17 protein-coding genes and 2 riboswitches are annotated in these 19,083 nt (G+C 71.2%); of the genes, 6 read left to right on the forward strand and 11 right to left on the reverse strand.

Going from position 1 to position 19,083, the window contains the following annotated elements:
* Positions 1–113: 113 nt before the first annotated feature.
* Positions 114–965, forward strand: coding sequence for an alpha/beta fold hydrolase (locus K7396_RS11135; protein WP_152104862.1), 852 nt, complete (start codon positions 114–116; stop codon positions 963–965).
* A 149-nt stretch (positions 966–1,114) separates the two neighbouring features.
* On the opposite strand, the gene K7396_RS11140 is transcribed toward K7396_RS11135, so the two are convergent.
* Positions 1,115–1,960 carry a thioesterase family protein gene (locus tag K7396_RS11140; protein ID WP_086720520.1) on the reverse strand — a complete coding sequence of 282 codons (846 nt, stop codon included), beginning with the start codon at positions 1,958–1,960 and terminating at the stop codon, positions 1,115–1,117.
* A gap of 96 nt (positions 1,961–2,056) precedes the next feature.
* Between K7396_RS11140 and K7396_RS11145 the strand changes: the two genes are divergently transcribed.
* Positions 2,057–2,692, forward strand: a complete 636-nt coding sequence (locus K7396_RS11145; RefSeq protein ID WP_167392821.1) for a trimeric intracellular cation channel family protein — start codon at positions 2,057–2,059, stop codon at positions 2,690–2,692.
* A gap of 27 nt (positions 2,693–2,719) precedes the next feature.
* Here K7396_RS11145 and K7396_RS11150 read toward each other — a convergent pair whose 3' ends face one another.
* The 9 genes from K7396_RS11150 to K7396_RS11190 all read right to left on the reverse strand — a co-directional run bounded on the left by K7396_RS11150 (position 2,720) and on the right by K7396_RS11190 (position 13,304).
* Complete coding sequence (locus K7396_RS11150; protein WP_086720522.1) at positions 2,720–4,129, reverse strand: M1 family metallopeptidase; 1,410 nt, start codon at positions 4,127–4,129, stop codon at positions 2,720–2,722.
* A gap of 109 nt (positions 4,130–4,238) precedes the next feature.
* Positions 4,239–5,369, reverse strand: a complete 1,131-nt coding sequence (locus tag K7396_RS11155; RefSeq protein WP_086720523.1) for an ABC transporter ATP-binding protein — start codon at positions 5,367–5,369, stop codon at positions 4,239–4,241.
* Positions 5,366–6,511 carry an ABC transporter ATP-binding protein gene (locus K7396_RS11160; RefSeq protein WP_086720524.1) on the reverse strand — a complete coding sequence of 382 codons (1,146 nt, stop codon included), beginning with the start codon at positions 6,509–6,511 and terminating at the stop codon, positions 5,366–5,368. Before K7396_RS11160 ends, K7396_RS11155 begins: the two co-directional genes overlap by 4 nt.
* On the reverse strand, positions 6,508–7,518 hold the full coding sequence (locus tag K7396_RS11165; RefSeq protein ID WP_086720525.1) for an ABC transporter permease: 1,011 nt from the start codon (positions 7,516–7,518) through the stop codon (positions 6,508–6,510). Before K7396_RS11165 ends, K7396_RS11160 begins: the two co-directional genes overlap by 4 nt.
* Positions 7,519–7,597: 79 nt before the next feature.
* On the reverse strand, positions 7,598–9,349 hold the full coding sequence (locus tag K7396_RS11170; protein WP_086720526.1) for an ABC transporter substrate-binding protein: 1,752 nt from the start codon (positions 9,347–9,349) through the stop codon (positions 7,598–7,600).
* A 113-nt stretch (positions 9,350–9,462) separates the two neighbouring features.
* Complete coding sequence (locus tag K7396_RS11175; RefSeq protein ID WP_086720527.1) at positions 9,463–10,461, reverse strand: ABC transporter permease; 999 nt, start codon at positions 10,459–10,461, stop codon at positions 9,463–9,465.
* Between the two features lie 407 nt (positions 10,462–10,868).
* Positions 10,869–11,669, reverse strand: a complete 801-nt coding sequence (locus tag K7396_RS11180) for an enhanced serine sensitivity protein SseB C-terminal domain-containing protein (RefSeq protein WP_086720528.1) — start codon at positions 11,667–11,669, stop codon at positions 10,869–10,871.
* Between the two features lie 62 nt (positions 11,670–11,731).
* Positions 11,732–12,526, reverse strand: coding sequence for an enhanced serine sensitivity protein SseB (locus K7396_RS11185; protein ID WP_086720529.1), 795 nt, complete (start codon positions 12,524–12,526; stop codon positions 11,732–11,734).
* Between the two features lie 91 nt (positions 12,527–12,617).
* A complete protein-coding gene (locus K7396_RS11190; RefSeq protein WP_086720532.1) occupies positions 12,618–13,304 on the reverse strand; it encodes an AAA family ATPase in 687 nt (228 codons plus the stop codon).
* A gap of 259 nt (positions 13,305–13,563) precedes the next feature.
* Positions 13,564–13,659, forward strand: a riboswitch (glycine riboswitch).
* A riboswitch (glycine riboswitch) is annotated at positions 13,660–13,777 on the forward strand. It abuts the riboswitch before it with no gap.
* A gap of 33 nt (positions 13,778–13,810) precedes the next feature.
* Between K7396_RS11190 and gcvT the strand changes: the two genes are divergently transcribed.
* From gcvT to K7396_RS11210, 4 genes are all read left to right on the forward strand, one after another.
* A complete protein-coding gene (gene gcvT, locus K7396_RS11195; protein ID WP_086720530.1) occupies positions 13,811–14,938 on the forward strand; it encodes a glycine cleavage system aminomethyltransferase GcvT in 1,128 nt (375 codons plus the stop codon).
* A 123-nt stretch (positions 14,939–15,061) separates the two neighbouring features.
* The gene (gcvH, locus tag K7396_RS11200) at positions 15,062–15,439 is read left to right on the forward strand and encodes a glycine cleavage system protein GcvH (protein WP_086720531.1); all 378 of its coding nucleotides are present in this window, start codon (positions 15,062–15,064) and stop codon (positions 15,437–15,439) included.
* Positions 15,440–15,535: 96 nt separating this feature from the next.
* A complete protein-coding gene (glyA, locus tag K7396_RS11205) occupies positions 15,536–16,795 on the forward strand; it encodes a serine hydroxymethyltransferase (RefSeq protein WP_152104863.1) in 1,260 nt (419 codons plus the stop codon).
* Between the two features lie 456 nt (positions 16,796–17,251).
* Complete coding sequence (locus K7396_RS11210) at positions 17,252–18,637, forward strand: L-serine ammonia-lyase (RefSeq protein ID WP_086721148.1); 1,386 nt, start codon at positions 17,252–17,254, stop codon at positions 18,635–18,637.
* Between the two features lie 16 nt (positions 18,638–18,653).
* Here K7396_RS11210 and K7396_RS11215 read toward each other — a convergent pair whose 3' ends face one another.
* Positions 18,654–18,962: a hypothetical protein gene (locus K7396_RS11215; RefSeq protein ID WP_086721149.1), complete on the reverse strand. Its 309-nt coding sequence runs from the start codon at positions 18,960–18,962 to the stop codon at positions 18,654–18,656.
* Positions 18,963–19,083 lie beyond the last annotated feature (121 nt).

A 19,083-nucleotide genomic window follows, 5' to 3' on the forward strand; every position in this document is an offset into this window, starting at 1 on the left:
GGCCCCCGTCCCCGACGCGCCCCCCTTCTCCCGGCGCCGCTCCCCACTCCCCTCGCCCGCCTCGACACCCTCACCCCTCGACACCCCTGTAAGGAGTAACTAGCCTGACACTCATGACACAGTGGCTCTTGGACCGTACGTTCCGCAGTGCGTCCGGCGACGAGGTGCGGTGGGCCGTGCACGGGGCGGGCCGGGCGGACGCGCCGCCGGTGGTCCTGCTGCACGGGACGCCGTTCTCGTCGTACGTCTGGCGGGGCGTCGCCCGCGCCCTCGCGGCGCGGCACCGGGTGCTCGTCTGGGACATGCCGGGCTACGGCGCCTCGGAAAAGCGGGACGGCCAGGACGTCTCACTCGGCGCACAGGCCCGCGTCTTCGGGGAGCTGCTGGCGCACTGGGAGTTGACCGGCGAGGAGACCCCGCCGGCCGTCGTCGCCCACGACTTCGGCGGCGCCGTCGCGCTGCGGGCGCATCTGCTGCACGGTGCGCGCTACACGCGGCTGGCGCTCGTCGACCCGGTGGCGCTGGCGCCCTGGGGCTCGCCCACCTACCGGCTGCTGGGCGCGCACCCAGGGGTGTTCGGAAAGCTCCCGCCGGAGCTGCACCGCGCGCTGGTGCGGGAGTACGTGTCCTCCGCGAGCCATACGGGGCTGCACCCGGCCGTCCTGGACCGGCTGACCGAGTCCTGGTGCACGGCCGGGGGACAGCCGGCGTTCTACCGGCAGATCGCGCAGAACGACCAGCGGTTCACGGACGAGATCCAGGGGCGCTACGGCGAAATCCGGCTGCCGACGCTGATCTGCTGGGGCGCGCGGGACACCTGGATCCCGGTCGCGAAGGGGCGCGAGCTGGCCGCCCGCATCCCGGGCTCGCGGCTCCGGGTGATCGAGGGCGCCGGCCATCTGGTGCAGGAGGACGCACCGGCCGAACTCGCTGCGGAACTGGCGGAGTTCCTGCGGACGGAATAGGCAGGCACACCTTCGAGGCAGGCCGCATCCGCCGGCAGCCGTGCCCCTGACCCGGCCCTGGCCGGACCGGAGCCGACGGCCCGCACGCGCGAGCCGCCGCGAACCGGCACCGCGGCCCCGCACCGCGGCCCGGCCCGGAGGCCCGCCCGCTACCCCTGCAGCACCGCCCGCGCCAGCTGCCGCGACTGGGCGACCAGCCGGTCCTCGGAGTCCCAGACCTCCGCGTCCTCCTCCAGGAAGCCGCCCGCGAGGTTGCGGGTGGTGATGGCGACGCGCAGCGGGCCGGGGGCCGGGCGGTGGCGGATGTGGGCGGTCAGCTCGACGGTGGGCACCCAGCCGAGCAGGCCCATCTCGAAGGCGGTGGGCGGCAGGGCGTCGACGGTCAGCAGGAGGGAGAGCGGGTCGGGCTCGCGGCCGTCGGCGAGGCCGAACCAGGCACGCATCTCGCCCTTGCCGGAGGGGGCGCCGACCGCCCAGCCGGCGGTCTCGGGGTCCAGCCGGAGGTCGAGCCGCTCGGTGATGGCGGTGCTGCCGGGGATGGTGGTGCCGCCGGGGGCGTCGTTCGCGCCGAGGCAGTGCTCGTACGGCGGGATGGCCGGCGGCTTGGCGGTGGTGCGGACGTCGTCGGACAGCGTGCCGAGGTCGCCGTAGGCGGCGAGCACCCGCAGCCGCTCGATCTCGCTGCCGTCCTCGGCGAACTGGATGAGGCTGGCGGTGCCGGTCGACATCGTGCGGCCGGTGCGGACCACGTCGGTACGGATCACGGCGGGGCCGGGGACCGAGGCCGTCAGATAGTGCGCCGTGACGGACAGCGGGTCGGGGTGCGGGAGGGCGTCGCCCAGGGCGCGGCCCATGAGGGCGAGGAGGTAGCCGCCGTTGACCGCCTGGATGATCGTCCAGCCGGCGGAGAGGTGCGCGTCGTAGACGCCGGGGGCGCGACGGGTGACCGCCGTGTCGCGGTCGAACTCGCTGTTGCCGTGGGTCACCAGAGCCATGGGTTGCACGCTACACCGGATGGTTACCGACCGGTAGTGTCATTTTTTACCGCCTCGGGCGGAAGCGCTGGTTCCGCGCCTGCCATGATGTGCGCCATGCTTCACGTCCTCTACCTGGTCGGTGTCGCGGCCTTCGCGGCGAGCGGGGTGCTGGCCGCCTACCGCGCCAACATGGACCCCTTCGGCGGCCTGGTGCTCGCCTTCGCCGCGTCCATCTCCGGCGGCACGCTGCGCGATGTCATCCTCGACCGGCGGCCGCTGTACTGGACGCACGACTGGGTGCTGCTGACCGTGATCATCTGCGTCGGCGTCGGCACCATGATCTATCTGCGGTTCTGGCAGCTGCCGCACAAATCGCTGCTGGTGGTCGACGCCGTCGGGCTGTCCGTGGTCACGGTGATCGGGGCCCGCGCCGCGATCGAGGCGGGCGCCACCCCGCTCGCCGTGATCATCCTGGCGGTGCTGACCGGGGTCGCCGGCGAGGTCATCCGCGATGTGCTGTGCGGGGAGTTCCCGCCACTGCTGCTGCGGGAGGACGTCTACGCGATCGCCGCGCTGGCCGGCGGCTGCTGCTACCTCCTGCTGCACCACCTCGGCACCGGGGCCACCCCCGCCGCGGGGATCTCGGCGGGGGTGGTGTTCGCACTGCGGATGGGGGCGGTCTACCTCGGGCTGCACCTGCCGCGCCCGCAGCAGCTCCGCGGCCGCCGCGGCGGGCAGGACTCCGCCTGACCGCGACGGCCGAGGCGGCCGCGCCGGTCAGGCGGCCGGCGGCGCCGGCTTGCTGTCCGTCTTCAGCCAGGTGTCGAAGAGGTCGCCCAGCCGCTGACCGGAGATCTTCTCGGCGAGCGCGATGAACTGGGCGGTGTCCGCGTTGCCGTAGCGGTGCGCGGCGGTCCAGGCCGGCAGGAGCTTGAAGAACGCCGTGTCCCCGATGCGCTCGCGCAGCGCCTGGAGCGTCATCGCGCCCCGGGTGTAGACGGCCTGGGCGAACATGGTGTCCCGCTGCGGGTCGGCGACCTTCACCTTCCAGAAGGCGTCGCCCGCCGGCCGGGCGTCGTACGCCTTGCGGAAGGCGTCATGGGCGCTGAGGGTGCCGCGGTGCTCGGCCCACAGCCACTGCGCATAGCTGGCGAAGCCCTCGTTGAGCCAGATGTCCTTCCACTGCCGGACGGAGACCGAGTCGCCGAACCACTGGTGCGCCAGCTCGTGGACGATGGTCGACTCGCTGCGCACGGCCGAGTAGGCGGGCTTGGACTGCACCTCCAGCGAGAAGCCGGCCTGCGGCATGTCGTCGACGATCGCGCCGGTCTCCTCGAAGGGGTACGGGCCGAAGACCTTCGACCAGTAGTCGGTGGCCTCGGCGGTGACGCCGTAGACGTCGACGGTGCCGGTGGGCAGGGTCGGGTCGGTGGCCACATACATGGGCGTGCCGCCGGGGGTGGTGCCGGTGCGGACGTCGAACTTCCCGATGGTGGCGGTGGCCAGGTACGTCGCCATCGGGCGGCGCTCGCGCCAGTGCGCGTACGAGCGGCCGTGCGCCTCGCCGGAGCTGATCAGGCGCCCGTTGGAGACACCGGTCAGGCCCTTGGGGGCGTCGATGCGGATGTCGTAGGTCGCCTTGTCGCCGGGGTGGTCGCTGGAGGGGAACCACGTCGAGGCGGCGTTCGGCTCGCAGGCGACGAAGACGCCGTCCTTGGTCTTCATCCAGCCGTAGTCGGAGCCGAAGACGATCGGGCCGCTCAGCGCCTGGGGGACGCCGTGGTAGGCGACGGTGACGGTGAACTTCCTGCCGTGGCGCAGCGGGAAGGCGGGGCGTATGGACATCTCGTCGCCGGATCTGGTGACGTGCGCCCGCCGGCCGTTCACCCGGACCGAGTCGACCGTGAGCTTTTGCAGGTCGAGGTCGAAGGCGGAGAGGTTCTGGGTGGCGCGGGCGGTCAGCGTGGTGCGGCCGTCGAGCCGGCCGCTGTCGGGGTGGTAGCTGACGCCGAGGTCGTAGTGCAGGGCGTCGAAGCCGCCGTTGCCCATCCGGGGGAAGTACGGGTCGCCGACGCCGGGGGCGCCGGGGGACGCGCCGGGGGCGGCGGCGATGGTGGCGGCCGAGGCCACCGCGGTGGCCAGCGCGAGCCAGCGGGAGCTGCGACGTGCGGAACGGGAGAGTGCCATGAGCCATCCCTTCGGACACACGAGTGAAGTTCGCCTCAAGATCGAACAACCGTGCTGACTCTGCACTCTCCCGCCGCGCCGCGCCCAGGACTTTGCCAAGTCCCAAGTGTTACTTGCCGGTTGCCGTGTCACCGCCCGCCGTCGCGGTGTGCGCCGCGCTCGCGCCGTCCGGTGCGTTCTCCGGGTGGTGGCAGGCCACCTGGTGCCCCGTCCGCAGCGCGACCAGCGGCGGCTCGGTGGTGGCGCACACCTCGGTCGCCTTCCAGCAGCGGGTGCGGAACCGGCAGCCGGAGGGCGGGTTGATCGGCGAGGGCACGTCGCCCTTGAGCAGGATCCGGTCGCGCTGGGTGCGCCGCTTGGGGTCGGGCACCGGCACCGCGGACAGCAGCGCCTTGGTGTACGGGTGCATCGGCGACTCGTAGAGCCCCTTGCGGTCCGCCAACTCCACGATCTTGCCGAGGTACATCACCGCGATCCGGTCCGACACGTGCCGGATGACGGAGAGGTCGTGGGCGATGATGACGTACGTCAGGCCCAGCTCCTCCTGCAGGTCGTCCATGAGGTTGACGACCTGCGCCTGGATCGACACGTCGAGCGCGGACACCGGCTCGTCGGCGACCACCAGCTTGGGCTTGAGCGCCAGCGCGCGGGCGATGCCGATGCGCTGGCGCTGGCCGCCGGAGAACTCGTGCGGATAGCGGTTGTAGTGCTCCGGGCTCAGGCCCACCAGCTCCAGCAGCCGCTGCACCTCCTTCTTCACCCCGCCCTCGGGCTCGACGCCCTGGAGGCGGAACGGGGTGGAGACGATCCCGCCGATGGTGTGCCGCGGGTTCAGCGAACCGTACGGGTCCTGGAAGATCATCTGGACGTCCCGGCGCATCGGCCGCAGCCGGCCCGGGGACAGGTGGGTGATGTCCTTGCCCTGGAACTCGATGGAGCCGCCGGTCGGCTCGTCGAGCCGGGTGATCAGCCGGCCCATCGTCGACTTGCCGCAGCCGGACTCGCCGACGACGCCGAGGGTCTCGCCGGGCCGGACGTCGAAGTCGATGCCGTCGACCGCCTGCACCGCCCCGACCTGCCGCTTGAGCAGGCCCTTGGTGATCGGGAAGTGCCGGACCAGACCGCGGACCCGCAGCAGCGGCGCGACGTCGGCGGCGGTCTCCCCGGCGGGCTGCGCGGGGGTGTCCGCCGTCTTCTGGAGCGGAATCTTCTTGTTCTGGTCGTCAGTCGTGTCGGTCACAGCTTCGGCGCAATCTCTTCGGTCCAGATACGCTCCCGCTCCTCCTGCGACATGTGGCAGGCGGAGAAGTGCCCTCCCCCGTCGGCTACGCCCCCATTGGCGGGGGTGCCCCCACTGCCGGCCTCGCGCAGTTCGGGGCGGACCGTACGGGTGAGGTTGTCCTTCGGCACATCCGCGTACGGGCAACGGGGGTTGAAGGCGCAGCCGGACGGGACGTTGATCAGGCTGGGCGGGGAGCCCTTCACCGGGATCAGCCGGTCCGTCTGGTCGCGGTCGATGCGCGGCATGGAGCCGAGCAGGCCCCAGGTGTAGGGGTGCTGGGGCTCGTAGAAGACCTTCTCGGCCGGGCCGCGCTCCACGCACCGCCCGCCGTACATCACCAGCAGGTCGTCGGCGAGCTCGGCGACCACACCGAGGTCGTGGGTGATGATGATGACCGCCGAGCCGAACTCCTTCTGCAGATCGCGGATCAGGTCCAGGATCTGCGCCTGGACGGTGACGTCCAGGGCGGTGGTCGGCTCGTCCGCGATCAGCAGTTCCGGGTTGTTGACCAGCGCCATCGCGATCATGGCGCGCTGGCGCATGCCGCCGGAGAACTGGTGCGGATGGTCGTCCACCCGCTTGTCGGGCTGCGGGATGCCGACCCGGTCGAGCATCTCGACGGCCCGCTTGCGCGCGGTCTTCTTGTCCACGTCGTGGTGGACGCGGTACGCCTCCACGATCTGGCTGCCGACCGAGTAGAAGGGGTGCAGCGCGGACAGCGGGTCCTGGAAGATCATCGCCATCTCGCGGCCGCGCAGCCGGCGCACCTCGTCCGGGTCGGCGGAGACCAGTTCCTTGCCGTCCAGCCAGATCTCGCCGGACATGCTCACCTTGCTGCGCTGCTGGCGCGAGGCGCGGTGCAGGCCCATCACGGCGAGCGAGGTCACGGACTTGCCGGAACCGGACTCGCCGACGATGCCGAGCGTCTTGCCCTTCTCCAGGGAGAAGTTCAGGCCGTCGACCGACTTCACCAGTCCGTCGTCGGTGTTGAAGTGCACCTTGAGATCGCGCACTTCGAGGAAGGCGGAGGGGGACCCGGTACCGGCCGCGGTGGGCTCGTCCACGGCGGCCGTGGTCCTGTCCTCGGAGGAGTCGGTCACGAGAGCCTCACCCGCGGGTCGACGGCGGCGTACAGAACGTCCACCACCAGATTGCACATGACGATGAAGAACGCGGCGAGCAAGGTGACGCCGAGGATGTTCGGGAGGTCGTTGGCGTTGATCGCCTCGACGGCGAAGGCGCCGACCCCCTTGAGCGAGAAGACCTGTTCGGTGATCAGCGCACCGCCCAGCAGCAGGCCCAGGTCCATGCCGAAGACGGTGATGATCGGGGTGAGCGCGGCCCGCAGACCGTGCCGGACGACCACCTTGCGCTCGCGCAGGCCCTTGGCGCGGGCCGTACGGATGTAGTCCTCGCTGAGCGTCTCCAGCATGCCCGCCCGGGTGAGCCGGGCGTAGAGCGCGGAGTAGAGGAAGGCCAGGGTCACCCAGGGCAGGACCAGGGTCCGGGCCCACAGGAAGGGGTCCTCCATCAGCGGCACGTAGTCGCTGCGTTCGAAGATCGGCCACTGGTAGGTGAACAGGGCCAGCGCCAGGGCGCCGGTGAAGAACATCGGGAGGGAGACGCCGGCCAGCGCGACGCCCATGGCCATCCGGTCGAAGAACGAGCCGGGGCGCAGGGCGGAGAGCACGCCGGTGGCGACACCGGAGACGACCCACAGCACGGCCGCGCCGGCGGCCAGCGAGAGGGTCACCGGAAGCCGGTTCTGGATCTCCGGCCAGACCTCGATATGGGTTTTGAAGGAGTAACCGAAGCACGGCACATGGCACTTGGCCGCTTCCGGACCGAATTTGTAGTCGACGCCGACGAAAATGCCCTTGAGGAAGTCCCAGTACTGCTCGTACACCGGCTTGTCCAGGCCGAGGTTCTTCTTGACCGCGGCGATGTCCGCGGGCGTGGGGGCCTTTCCGATGTACTGCTGGGCAAGCTGGTCGGTGCTCTGCCCGGCCAGTTTCGGCAGCAGGAAGAAGATGCCGAAAGTGACCGCGCTGACGATCAGCAGCAGGATCACTGCGCTGATCAACCTGCGGATGATGTACGAGAACACGGGGATGCGGCGTCGGCGCCGCGGGCCGGTTCACCACCGGCCCGCGGACACCAATGCCTTCACCTGCCTTCCAGGGCTGCTACTTCTTGACGCCGATGTTGAGGTAGTCGTACTGACCGCTGAAGGCCGAGGTGGAGACCAGGTTGGTGGCCTTCGGCGAGCGGTACATCAGGACCTTGAAGTAGGTGAGCGGGACCAGCGCCGCCTGCTCCATCGTCTTCTTGTCGATCTCGGCGTACGCCTTCTCGCGGGCCGCCTTGTCGGTGTTGGCGATGGCGGTGTCGAGCAGCTTGTTGATCTCCGGGTCGTCCAGCTCCGACAGGTTGGTGTTGCCGGACTGGCTGATCGCCTTGCCGTTCAGGATCTGCTGGAGGTAGCCGTAGCCGGTCGGGAAGTCCGAGCCCCACTGCATCATGATCAGGCCGACGTTGTTCTTCTTGTTGAACTTCGGCACACCGGCGTAGTCCGAGAAGTACTTGCTGGTCGGGTACGACTGGATCTTGGCGTTGACGCCGATCTTCTTCAGCGAGTCGATGACCGAGGTGGCCGCGTCGACCTCGTCCTGGCGGTCGTTGCGGGCCAGGATGGTGGTCGTGGTCTTGCCGGCGCCGCACTTGTCCCAGTGCTTCTTGGCCTCGGTCAGGTCCAGCTTGTCGCCGTCGTACTTCTGCGGGTACAGGTCGTACTTCTGGTAGCCCTCGATGTCGGTCGGCAGGACCGTGGAGGCCAGCTCACCGCGGATCGGGCCGCCGAGCGAGGTCTGCACGGCCTTCTTGTCGATGGCGTACTCGACGGCCTTGCGGCACTCGACGTTGTCGAACGGCTTCACCTTGGTGTTGATCGCCGTGTAGACCAGGCGCTGGCCGAGGGCGTTGTCGGTGTTGCCCTTCTCCTTGGGGTCGGTCAGGAGCTGGGCCTGCGTCTGCCCGTCGACACCGCGTCCTGCCAGGTCCACCAGGGTGTTGCCGGACTGGAGGTCCTTGTCGATCGTGGACTGGGCGACCTTGAGGTTCAGGACGATCTTGTCCGGCAGCTGCTTGCGCAGCGGGTCGGTCTTCGCGGACCACTGCGGGTTGCGGACCAGGGTGAGCTTCTTGCCCTCCTGGTAGCTCTCGAACTTGTACGAGCCGGTGGACAGCACGGACTTGGTGTAGTCCGCGCCCTTGTCCTTGGCCTGCGGGACCGGAGCGGTCTGCGGGGCGCTGACCAGGTAGTCGAACTCGGCGAACGGCTGCTTGAGGTGGAAGACGATCGTCTGGTCGTCCGGCGTCTCGATGGACTTCAGACCGGCCTTGCTCTTGTCCTTGTAGGGACCCTTGTAGCCGCCGTCGTTGTCCTTGAGGAACTGCTGGAAGTAGTTCGGGCCCAGCGAGAGGGTGTCGCGCGCGAAGTTGCTGCGCTCGACCGCGTACTTGACGTCCTGCGAGGTGACCGTGGAGCCGTCGTCGTACTTGACGCCCTTGCGGATCTTGTACGTCCAGGTCTTGCCGCCGTCGCTGGGCTTGCCCATCGACTCGGCGAGGTCCGGGGTCAGCTCGTTGCCCTTGGCGCCCGGCCCCGGCTTGAAGGTGGTCAGCGGGCGCGCGTAGAGGCGGCTGAAGTTGTAGATGAAGGCGTAGTACGTGTTGCCCGGGTCGAACGACTCGGGGGCGTCGCTGATCGCGTAGGTGACCGTGCCGCCCTTCGCGTCCGAGGCGTTGACGATGCCCTTGGTGGCGGCGTTCGCCTCGCCCGAGCCCTCCGAGGAGCCCTTGCCCCCGCTGCAGCCGGCCAGCAAAAGGCCCGCACTGGTGATGGCCGCGACAGCCGCGACCGGAACTGACCTTCGCATGATGGTCGGTGTCCCCTTCGTTCGTCGAAAACGTCAATCCTCGAAATACGGAAACGCGGTAACGCGGAAGAGCAGGAACGCGGTGGCCGCCGCAGCGGGCGCCGGCGGCGCCGTCAGCGGCTGCGCGGGTCCAGCGCGTCCCTCAGTCCGTCGCCGAGCAGGTTGAACGCGAGCACGGTGACGAAGATCGCGAGGCCGGGGACGATCATGTATTGGGGATCGACCTCGTAGTACTTGACCGCCTGGTTGAGCATGCCGCCCCAGGACGCCTGGGGCGGCTGGATACCGACGCCCAGGAAGCTCAGCGCCGCCTCGAAGAGGATGTTGGAGGGGATCAGCAGCGTCGAGTAGACGATGATCGGCCCCACCAGGTTGGGCAGCAGCTCCCGGAAGAGGATGAACGGCCCGCGCGCACCCATGCCGCGGGCGGCGTCCACGAACTCGCGCTCGCGCAGCGACAGGGTCTGCGCGCGCACGATCCGGCCCATGTACGGCCAGTTGAAGAAGCCGATCACGAAGATCAGCACCGAGATGTGCAGCGGCAGGCCCTCCATACCGAAGGCGCCGCCCTGCAGCGAGGCGGAGATCGCGATGGCGAACAGCAGCAGCGGGAAGGCCAGGAAGACGTCCATCATCCGGCTGATGAACGCGTCCACCCGCCCGCGGTAGAACCCGGCGACCACACCGAGCACGGTGCCGATGGCCACCGACAGCAGCGTCGCGCCGAAGGCCACGATCAGCGACACCCAGGAGCCCTCCAGGATCCGGGCGAGCAGGTCGCGCCCGAACTTCGGGTCCACGCCCAGGGGATGGTCCCCGCTCATGCCGCCGAGGTCGCCCTTGGGGAGCGTGGTGTTGGGGTCGATCAGCGACTGGTTGGGGCTGTTCGGGTCCAGCCCCAGCAGGGCCTGGATCGGACGGGAGAGCGCCGCGACGGCGATCAGCAGGATGACAACGATGGCACCGGCCACCGCGACCTTGTCGCGCCGGAAGCGCAGCCATGCGATCTGACCGAGCGAACGCCCCTCGATCCGCCGTGCCTCGACGCCCTTCAGCACCGCTTCCGGCTGCGCCTCGGCAGCCGCCCCGGTGGTCTCGATCGGTGCGGTCACAGTGCCCTTGACCCCTCTCGGCCGACGGCGGCCGGCCCCCTGCCCGCCGCGGATTGCGGCCTGGTTCACATCAGTGGTGCAAGTTCGGTGCAAGTCCTGCGGGCATCGCGGAAGTTCGCACGGTGGAAGATCCAGAGGCTCACGCGACGCCGTACGGGGATGACGCTCGTACATAGGACCGAGGCCCTGTTGTTTCCGGAGTCTTCATCCCTTTCCCGATCAGTCACCAGTCCTGGCGGGGAAAGGATGCGCAACTGTGATGCGCCCCACGGCATTCCGTTATACGGACAGGAGTTCGGCCTGAGCGGGGCGGCCTTCCGCGGGAGGGGTCCTCAACCACGGGGAATACAGGGGGATTTCACCCCAGGACCGGCGTCCGGCCGGCACTCCCGGACGCCGGGCGGGGGTCAGTAGGGGCGCGGGTAGCCGTAGCCGTACGACGGCGCGGGGGCCGGCTGGCCGGGCGGCTGGACGTAGCCGTCACGGTCGAAGAAGGGGCGCGTGGACGCCCGCATCCACATGCCGACCGGGTCGTACTCGTCGTTCATCGCGACCGTGGAGACGGGCAGGCCGTCCGGCACCGCGCCGATCGACTGCTGGATCATCAACCGCACCGAATCCACCGCTTGCTGGCCGGTGTCGTACAGATCCAGACCGATCGCCAGATAAGGGGCGCCGAGCGCCGGCTGCACCCACGCCCGGCGCAGCGACCGGACGGCGGGCGTGCGGTGGGCGTTCTGGGCGAGCAGCGCGTAGAACTGCGGGATGTCGATGACCGGTTCCGAGATCCGCAGCGGACCGGCGGGCAGCCGGTCCAGACCTCCGGCGATCCGGCGCAGATCCAGCCACGGGATGCCGACGCCGCCGCCGGGGGCGTGCGGATTGAGCCACAGGCCCCAGCGGTCGGGGAAGAGCGCGGCGGCGATCTCCGGACCCGTGACGACCTCGTGGTCGCGGTTCCAGCCGGAGGCGGCGAGTTCGGGGGCCGAGGTCACGCACGGCGCGTAGCCGAGGCCCTCGACCTCCATGTTCCCGTACTGCGCGTCGGGCATTCCGGCCCGGCCGTGCCACAGCAGCATCCAGACCTGGCCCGCGGCGAGCGCGTGCAGCAGCGCCTCATAGGCGTCGTAACGGCCGGGCGAGACCTGCTGGAGCAGTTGCTCCAGCGCTCCGGCCGCCGCCGGCCCCTGATGCGCACCCGCGCTCACGTGGTCCGTCCCTTCTGTCAGCAGGGCACGTGTGGGTGCGCCCGCCCCGTCATCCGTCCAGCTTACGAGTGGTCCCGGGCGTAGAAGGGCCGCACACGCTCCAGCATCCAGGCGCCGACCGGGTCGCCCTGGGCGAGGTCGAGCATGACGAGCTGTACGGGCCAGGGCACCGGTACGGCACCGAGCGCACGTCCGAGGGCTGACAGTACCGCCTCGCGGGCGGTGCCGTCGTGCAGTGCCGCGGGGTCGGCGGCGAGCTGGACACCGATGAACAGCGCGGGCGTGTCGCCCTCGACACTTGCCAGGGCACGCCGGGCGGTCAGGACAATTCCGGCGGCGGAGAACTCCAGTCCGGCGGCGGCCAGGAAGTCCACCGGCTCGTCCTGCCAGTCCGGCTCGAAGAGCCGCACCCGGCCGCCGCTGGGCACACCGGCCGCCTCGTGGCGCTCACGGCACAGTTCGGCCACCGCGGGCGGCGGCAGCGGGACACCTATCGTGCCGTCGGGGTTGACCGCGATGCCGATGTGCGGCGGCAGCCCGCGGGCGAACTCCCGGGCCGGGGCGACGGTGAAGGACATGTGCGAGCCGACCGTCCGCAGGAACTCCTGCTCGGAGCTGTAGACCGGGACGTAGGCCGCGCCGCCGAGCTCGACGGTCGGCAGGTCGAGGCCGCGGGCGCCGGGGCCCGCGCTCTCCGGGCCGCCGCCGTTGGGCAGCGGCACCCACACCCGGCTGCGGCCCAGCACCTCGACGATCCGGCCACCGGCGCCCGGATGCCCGACCGACACGGCCAGCACCTCTTCGAGTTCGTTCGCCGGCCACGCCAGCTGCGGTATCCCCTGCTCCGGCAATGTCATGTGTATCCACCCGTTCCAAACCGCGCCATCTGGCCAAAGACCCTAGACGAGAAGGCGCGCCGGGCAACCCGCGGGGCACGGTCCGCTCCGCTCAGTCGAAGCGCACCGTCTCCAGTGCGCCCGCCGACCGCCGGTCGAGCAGCACGGCCGAGCCGACCCCCTTCGGCAGCCGCGCCGACTCCGCCGCGCGGACCAGCCGGCCCACCGCCCTGCGGTGGCGCGCGAAGGCGTACCCCGACACGCCGCGCCCGCGCGACTCCTGGCCGGAGCGGGCCACCTCGGGCGGCACGTCGAGCAGCACCAGATGCAGCCCGCGCCCGCCGCGCACAGCCGACCGCGCGATCCAGCCGCGCACCCACGCCAGGGTGCCGCAGTCGTGCACCACCACGCTCCCGCCGGAGCGCAGCGCACGGCCCAGCGTCAGGTAGTGGGCGGCGCGGACCAGCGGGCGGTAGAGCGCGTAGGGCAGCCGGCGCAGCCTGCCGTGCTCCCAGCGCTCGCGGACGTCCTGCGAATCGATGCGGTGCACCGCGGCGCCGCGGGCGTCCAGCGGCGGCACGACGCGGTGCATGAGGGTGCTCTTGCCGCTGCCCGGCAGCCCGGAGACCACCACCAGGTCGCCGGCCGGGAAGCGCAGCTCGGCGGCGCCCGCCGGCCGCCCCGGGCCCCGCAGGTCCACGACGGCGGCGCCACGCCCCGGCCGGACGGCGCGCCGCGGCGTCCGGCCCGCCCGGGGCACGGCGGCGGGCGGCGCCGCCGGCGCGACGGCCGGAGGCACGACCCCGGAAGTGGCCCCGAATGCCGCTTCACTGTGCACGCGATCGTCCTCCCCGTCCGGTTCTGTTCCGGTTCGAGTCCGTCCCCTACCCGCAGAGTGTCAAGAAAAGGTAATGCCCATCAAGGTGATTGTCCGATCCGCCCACGTCACGGGCGGGGTGACGGCCGGGGCTCCTCTATCGGGCGATCCCGTGTAATGATGTGGCCGCCACGTGCACATCACAGCTCACCCGTGCACCGCCAACTCCATACCGGCCGCTTGAACCCGCGCGGGAGAGTCCCCGGCCGCCATGGCGGGGCGCCGAAGGAGCAAGTCCTCCCTTGAATCTCTCAGGCCCCTATACCGCGCGGGCGAGGCAGATCTGAAAAGCGAGCCGACGCCCGGCGCACGGGGCGGCTCCACCCAAGGTGCAAACCGGGTCCGTTCGCGGGATCCCGGTGAACCTCTCAGGTTCCGATGACAGATGGGGAGAATGTCCTCTCACCCATGCCTGGGAGCCCAGAACCATGACTGATGCCCCCCGCCGTACCGCGCTGGACGCCACCCATCGCGCGCTCGGCGCCACCATGACCGACTTCGCCGGCTGGGACATGCCGCTGCGCTACAGCAGCGAGCGGGACGAGCATGTCGCCGTCCGCACCCGCGCCGGCCTCTTCGACCTCTCCCACATGGGCGAGATCACCGTCACCGGCCCGCAGGCCGCCGACCTCCTCGACTACGCACTGGTCGGCAACATCGGCGGGGTCAGGACCGGCCGCGCCCGCTACACCATGATCTGCGAGGCCGGGGGCGGCATCCTCGACGACCTGATCGTCTACCGCCTCGCCGACCAGGAGTACATGGTCGTCGCCAACGCCTCCAACGCCCAGGTGGTGCTGGACGCGCTGACCGCCCGCGCCGGCGGCTTCGACGCCGCGATCCGCGACGACCGGGACGCCTACGCGCTGCTCGCGGTGCAGGGCCCGGAGTCCCCCGGCATCCTCAAGAAGGTCACCGACGCGGACCTGGACGGCCTGAAGTACTACGCCGGCCTGCCCGGCACCGTCGCCGGCGTCGAGGCGCTGATCGCCCGTACCGGCTACACCGGCGAGGACGGCTTCGAGCTGTTCGTCCGGCCCGCCGACGCGGTCGCCCTCTGGGAGGCGCTGACCGAGGCCGGCCAGGACGCCGGCCTGGTGCCCTGCGGCCTGTCCTGCCGCGACACCCTGCGCCTGGAGGCGGGCATGCCGCTGTACGGGCACGAGCTGACCACCGCGACCACCCCGTTCGACGCGGGCCTGGGCCGGGTCGTGAAGTTCGAGAAGACGACCAACGACGGCGACTTCGTCGGCCGTGCCGCGCTGGCGGCCGCCGCCGAGCGGGCCGAGGCGAACCCGCCGCGCAAGCTGGTCGGCCTGATCGCCGAGGGCCGCCGGGTCCCGCGCGCCGGCTACCCGGTCGTCACGGCCGACGGCACGGTCATCGGCGAGGTCACCTCCGGGGCCCCCTCCCCCACGCTCGGCAAGCCCGTCGCCATCGCCTATGTCGACGCCGCCTACGCCACACCGGGCACCGAGGGTGTCTGCGTGGACATCCGTGGAAGCCATGAGCCGTACGAGGTCACCGCGCTGCCGTTCTACAAGCGGCAGAAGTAAGGGCTCACGGCGGCAGACACGGCCGCGGCGCGCCCCCGCGCCGCACCGTGCACGAACCTCCCCCGGCTCCGCCAGGGGCGACCCCCTTCACGATCACACCCTCGCGTACAGGAGAATCGAGCCATGAGCAACCCCCAGCAGCTGCGCTACAGCAAGGAGCACGAGTGGCTGTCGGGCGCCGAGGACGGCGTCTCGACGGTCGGCATCACCGAGCACGCGGCCAACGCGCTCGGCGACGTCGTCTACGTGCAGCTCCCCGAGGTCGGTGCCACCGTCGCGGCGGGCGAGACCTGCGGCGAGCTGGAGTCGACCAAGTCGGTCAGCGACCTCTACTCGCCCGTCGACGGTGAGATCACCGAGGTCAACGAGGACGTCGTCAACGACCCCTCGCTGGTGAACTCCGCCCCGTTCGAGGGCGGGTGGCTGTTCAAGGTGAAGATCAGCGGTGAGCCGGGCGAGCTGCTCTCGGCCGACGAGTACGCCGCCTTCATCACCGGCTGAACCGTCCGGCTCCCCCCGACCGCCACCGCCGGCGGGAAGGCCCCGGACCCCGTCCGCCGGCCCCCATCGCGCCCCTGACTCCCCCAGGAAAGACTCATGTCGCTTCTGAACAGCTCCCTCCATGAGCTCGACCCCGATGTCGCCGCCGCCGTCGACGCCGAACTCCACCGCCAGCAGTCCACCCTCGAAATGATCGCGTCGGAGAACTTCGCCCCCGTCGCCGTCATGGAGGCCCAGGGCTCCGTCCTCACCAACAAGTACGCCGAGGGCTACCCCGGCCGCCGCTACTACGGCGGCTGCGAGCACGTCGATGTCGTCGAGCAGATCGCCATCGACCGCATCAAGGCCCTCTTCGGCGCCGAGGCCGCGAACGTCCAGCCGCACTCCGGCGCCCAGGCCAACGCCGCCGCCATGTTCGCCCTGATCAAGCCGGGCGACACCATCCTGGGCCTGAACCTCGCCCACGGTGGTCACCTGACCCACGGCATGAAGATCAACTTCAGCGGCAAGCTCTACAACGTGGTGCCCTACCACGTCGACGAGAAGACCAACCTCGTCGACATGGAGGAGGTCGAGCGCCTCGCCAAGGAGCACCGCCCCAAGCTGATCGTCGCCGGCTGGTCGGCCTACCCCCGCCAGCTCGACTTCGCCGCGTTCCGCCGGATCGCCGACGAGGTGGGCGCCTACCTCATGGTCGACATGGCGCACTTCGCCGGCCTGGTCGCGGCGGGGCTGCACCCCAACCCGGTGCCGCACGCCCACGTGGTGACCACCACCACCCACAAGACCCTGGGCGGCCCCCGCGGCGGTGTGATCCTGTCCACCCAGGAGCTCGCCAAGAAGATCAACTCCGCGGTCTTCCCCGGTCAGCAGGGCGGTCCGCTGGAGCACGTCATCGCGGCCAAGGCCGTCTCCTTCAAGGTCGCCGCGTCCGACGACTTCAAGGAGCGCCAGCAGCGCACCCTCGACGGCGCCCGGATCCTGGCCGAGCGCCTGGTCCAGGACGACGTCAAGCAGCACGGCGTCTCCGTCCTGTCCGGCGGCACCGACGTCCACCTCGTCCTCGTCGACCTGCGCGACAGCGAGCTGGACGGCCAGCAGGCCGAGGACCGCCTCCACGAGGTCGGGATCACCGTCAACCGCAACGCGATCCCCAACGACCCCCGGCCCCCGATGGTGACCTCCGGTCTGCGCATCGGCACCCCCGCGCTCGCCACCCGCGGCTTCGGGGCCGAGGACTTCCGCGAGGTCGCCGACATCATCGCCGAGGCCCTCAAGCCCGCCTACGACGCCGAGGCCCTCAAGGCCCGCGTCACCGCGCTCGCGGGCAAGTTCCCGCTGTACCCGTCCCTGTGACGCGTCGCGCGCGCTGAGCCCGCTGCCCGCCGACCGGCGGGCGGCGGGTGCACGAGCGGTGGGCCCGGGGCGGACCGTCCCGGGCCCACGGCCTGTACACCCGTTCCTCCCCCTTCCGCGCCCCCACGGCGCCCTCCGGCGCCCGCGCGCCATGCATGACCGCGGCTCCCGAGGGCAGCAGCCCTTCCACGGGCCGCGGGACTCCGGCCGGGCCCGTGCCCACAACACCAGAGCCGGACAGCGTGCCCGGCGGGCCCCGGCCCGTGCGCGGCCCGGCACCCCCCGACCCGCGTCTCCTCGGCGCCACCGGCCGTTGCCCCCGGCGACGGGCAGCCGACGGTTTCCGTCCGGCGGCACCGCCCCGGGACCGCGTTACGCTCGACCAACGGCGCAGAAACGTACCTCTCGCACCATTGCTCCACCGTCCACCACGAGCAGACAAGGGAGTCCGCCCCCGTGGCCATCTCCGTCTTCGACCTCTTCTCCATCGGCATCGGCCCGTCCAGCTCCCACACCGTCGGCCCGATGCGCGCCGCCCGGATGTTCGTCGGACGCCTCAAGAAGGACGGTCTGCTCGCCCAGACGGTCACCGTGCGCGCCGAGCTGTTCGGCTCGCTGGGCGCCACCGGCCACGGCCACGGCACCCCCAAGGCCGTCCTGCTCGGCCTGGAGGGCCACTCCCCGCGCACCGTCGACGTCGAGTCCGCCGACGCCGAGGTCGAGCGCATCCGGCAGACCAAGCGGCTGCGGCTGCTCGGCGCGGAGATAGGCGCCGCGCACGAGATCGACTTCGACGAGTCGGCCGAGCTGATCCTGCACCGGCGCCGGGCCCTGCCCTACCACGCCAACGGCATGACCCTCTTCGCCTACGACGCCGCCGGCGCCCCCCTGCTGGAGAAGACCTACTACTCGGTCGGCGGCGGCTTCGTCGTCGACGAGGACGCGGTCGCCGGCGAGAACCCGATCGTGCCGGACGACACCGTCCTGACCCACCCCTTCCGCACCGGCGACGAGCTGCTGCGGCTGTCGCAGCAGACCGGCCTGTCGATCTCCGCCCTGATGCTGGAGAACGAGAAGGCCTGGCGCACCGAGGACGAGATCCGCGCGGGCCTGCTGGAGATCTGGAACGTCATGCAGGCCTGCGTGACCCGCGGTATGTCCCGTGAGGGGATCCTGCCGGGCGGCCTGAAGGTGCGGCGCCGCGCCGCGAACGCCGCCCGCGCCCTGCGCTCCGAGGGCGACGCGGCCGCGCGCGCGATGGAGTGGACCACCCTCTACGCGATGGCCGTCAACGAGGAGAACGCGGACGGCGGCCGGGTGGTGACCGCCCCCACCAACGGCGCCGCCGGCATTATCCCCGCGGTCCTGCACTACTACGTCAACTTCGTGCCCGGCGCCGACGAGGACGGCGTGGTCCGCTTCCTCCTCGCCGCCGGCGCGATCGGCATGCTCTTCAAGGAGAACGCCTCCATCTCCGGCGCCGAGGTCGGCTGCCAGGGCGAGGTCGGCTCCGCCTGCTCCATGGCCGCCGGCGGCCTCGCCGAGGTCCTCGGCGGCTCCCCCGAGCAGGTCGAGAACGCCGCCGAGATCGGCATGGAGCACAACCTCGGCCTGACCTGCGACCCCGTCGGCGGCCTCGTGCAGATCCCCTGCATCGAGCGCAACGGCATGGCCGCCGTCAAGGCCGTCACCGCGGCCCGCATGGCCCTGCGCGGCGACGGCCGCCACCACGTCTCCCTCGACAAGGTCATCAAGACCATGAAGGACACCGGCGCCGACATGTCCGTCAAGTACAAGGAGACGGCCCGCGGCGGGCTCGCGGTGAACATCATCGAGTGCTGAGGGCGGTGCTTCGGCGCTATCTGCCGATCTCCCAGGCGAAGGGCGGGAGTTCGCGGGCCCGGGAGTAGATGTCCAGGGCCTGGCCGGCGGGGACGAAGGGGTGGACGCGGGCGCCTTCGAGGCCGGCGAGCAGGCGGGCGCAGTGGTGGACGCAGCCGGCGACCTCCCTGCCCTGGCGGTCGACGATCGTGGCGGCGTCCCGCGGGCCCTCGCACGGAGTGGGGTCCTTGGCGGCGGCGGCCGGGCAGCGGCCGTGCGGGGCGGTGGACGCGGTGCGCCCGTCGGCGGACGGGCGCGGCGGGGAGGCGTCGAGCGGCTGGTTCATCGGGTGTTCCCCCTGGTGCTGCGGTGGTACGTGCCCTGAGCGGCGCCGCGGCGGCCTCGCGCCCGCCGTCCGGCACCCAGGACAGTGCTGCTCGGCGCGGCAGGGGTCCATGCGGCCTTGG

Origin of the sequence: Streptomyces angustmyceticus, from assembly GCF_019933235.1 — a bacterium.
GTDB lineage: Bacteria > Actinomycetota > Actinomycetes > Streptomycetales > Streptomycetaceae > Streptomyces > Streptomyces angustmyceticus.

Coding starts and splice junctions, on each gene's coding strand:
- K7396_RS11170 (WP_086720526.1), bottom strand. CDS start 9,349: ATGCGAAGGTCAGTTCCGGTCGCGGCTGTCGCGGCCATCACCAGTGCG.
- K7396_RS11140 (WP_086720520.1), bottom strand. CDS start 1,960: ATGGCTCTGGTGACCCACGGCAACAGCGAGTTCGACCGCGACACGGCG.
- glyA (WP_152104863.1), top strand. CDS start 15,536: ATGTCGCTTCTGAACAGCTCCCTCCATGAGCTCGACCCCGATGTCGCC.
- K7396_RS11135 (WP_152104862.1), top strand. CDS start 114: ATGACACAGTGGCTCTTGGACCGTACGTTCCGCAGTGCGTCCGGCGAC.
- K7396_RS11150 (WP_086720522.1), bottom strand. CDS start 4,129: ATGGCACTCTCCCGTTCCGCACGTCGCAGCTCCCGCTGGCTCGCGCTG.
- K7396_RS11215 (WP_086721149.1), bottom strand. CDS start 18,962: ATGAACCAGCCGCTCGACGCCTCCCCGCCGCGCCCGTCCGCCGACGGG.
- K7396_RS11185 (WP_086720529.1), bottom strand. CDS start 12,526: ATGACATTGCCGGAGCAGGGGATACCGCAGCTGGCGTGGCCGGCGAAC.
- gcvT (WP_086720530.1), top strand. CDS start 13,811: ATGACTGATGCCCCCCGCCGTACCGCGCTGGACGCCACCCATCGCGCG.
- K7396_RS11145 (WP_167392821.1), top strand. CDS start 2,057: ATGCTTCACGTCCTCTACCTGGTCGGTGTCGCGGCCTTCGCGGCGAGC.
- gcvH (WP_086720531.1), top strand. CDS start 15,062: ATGAGCAACCCCCAGCAGCTGCGCTACAGCAAGGAGCACGAGTGGCTG.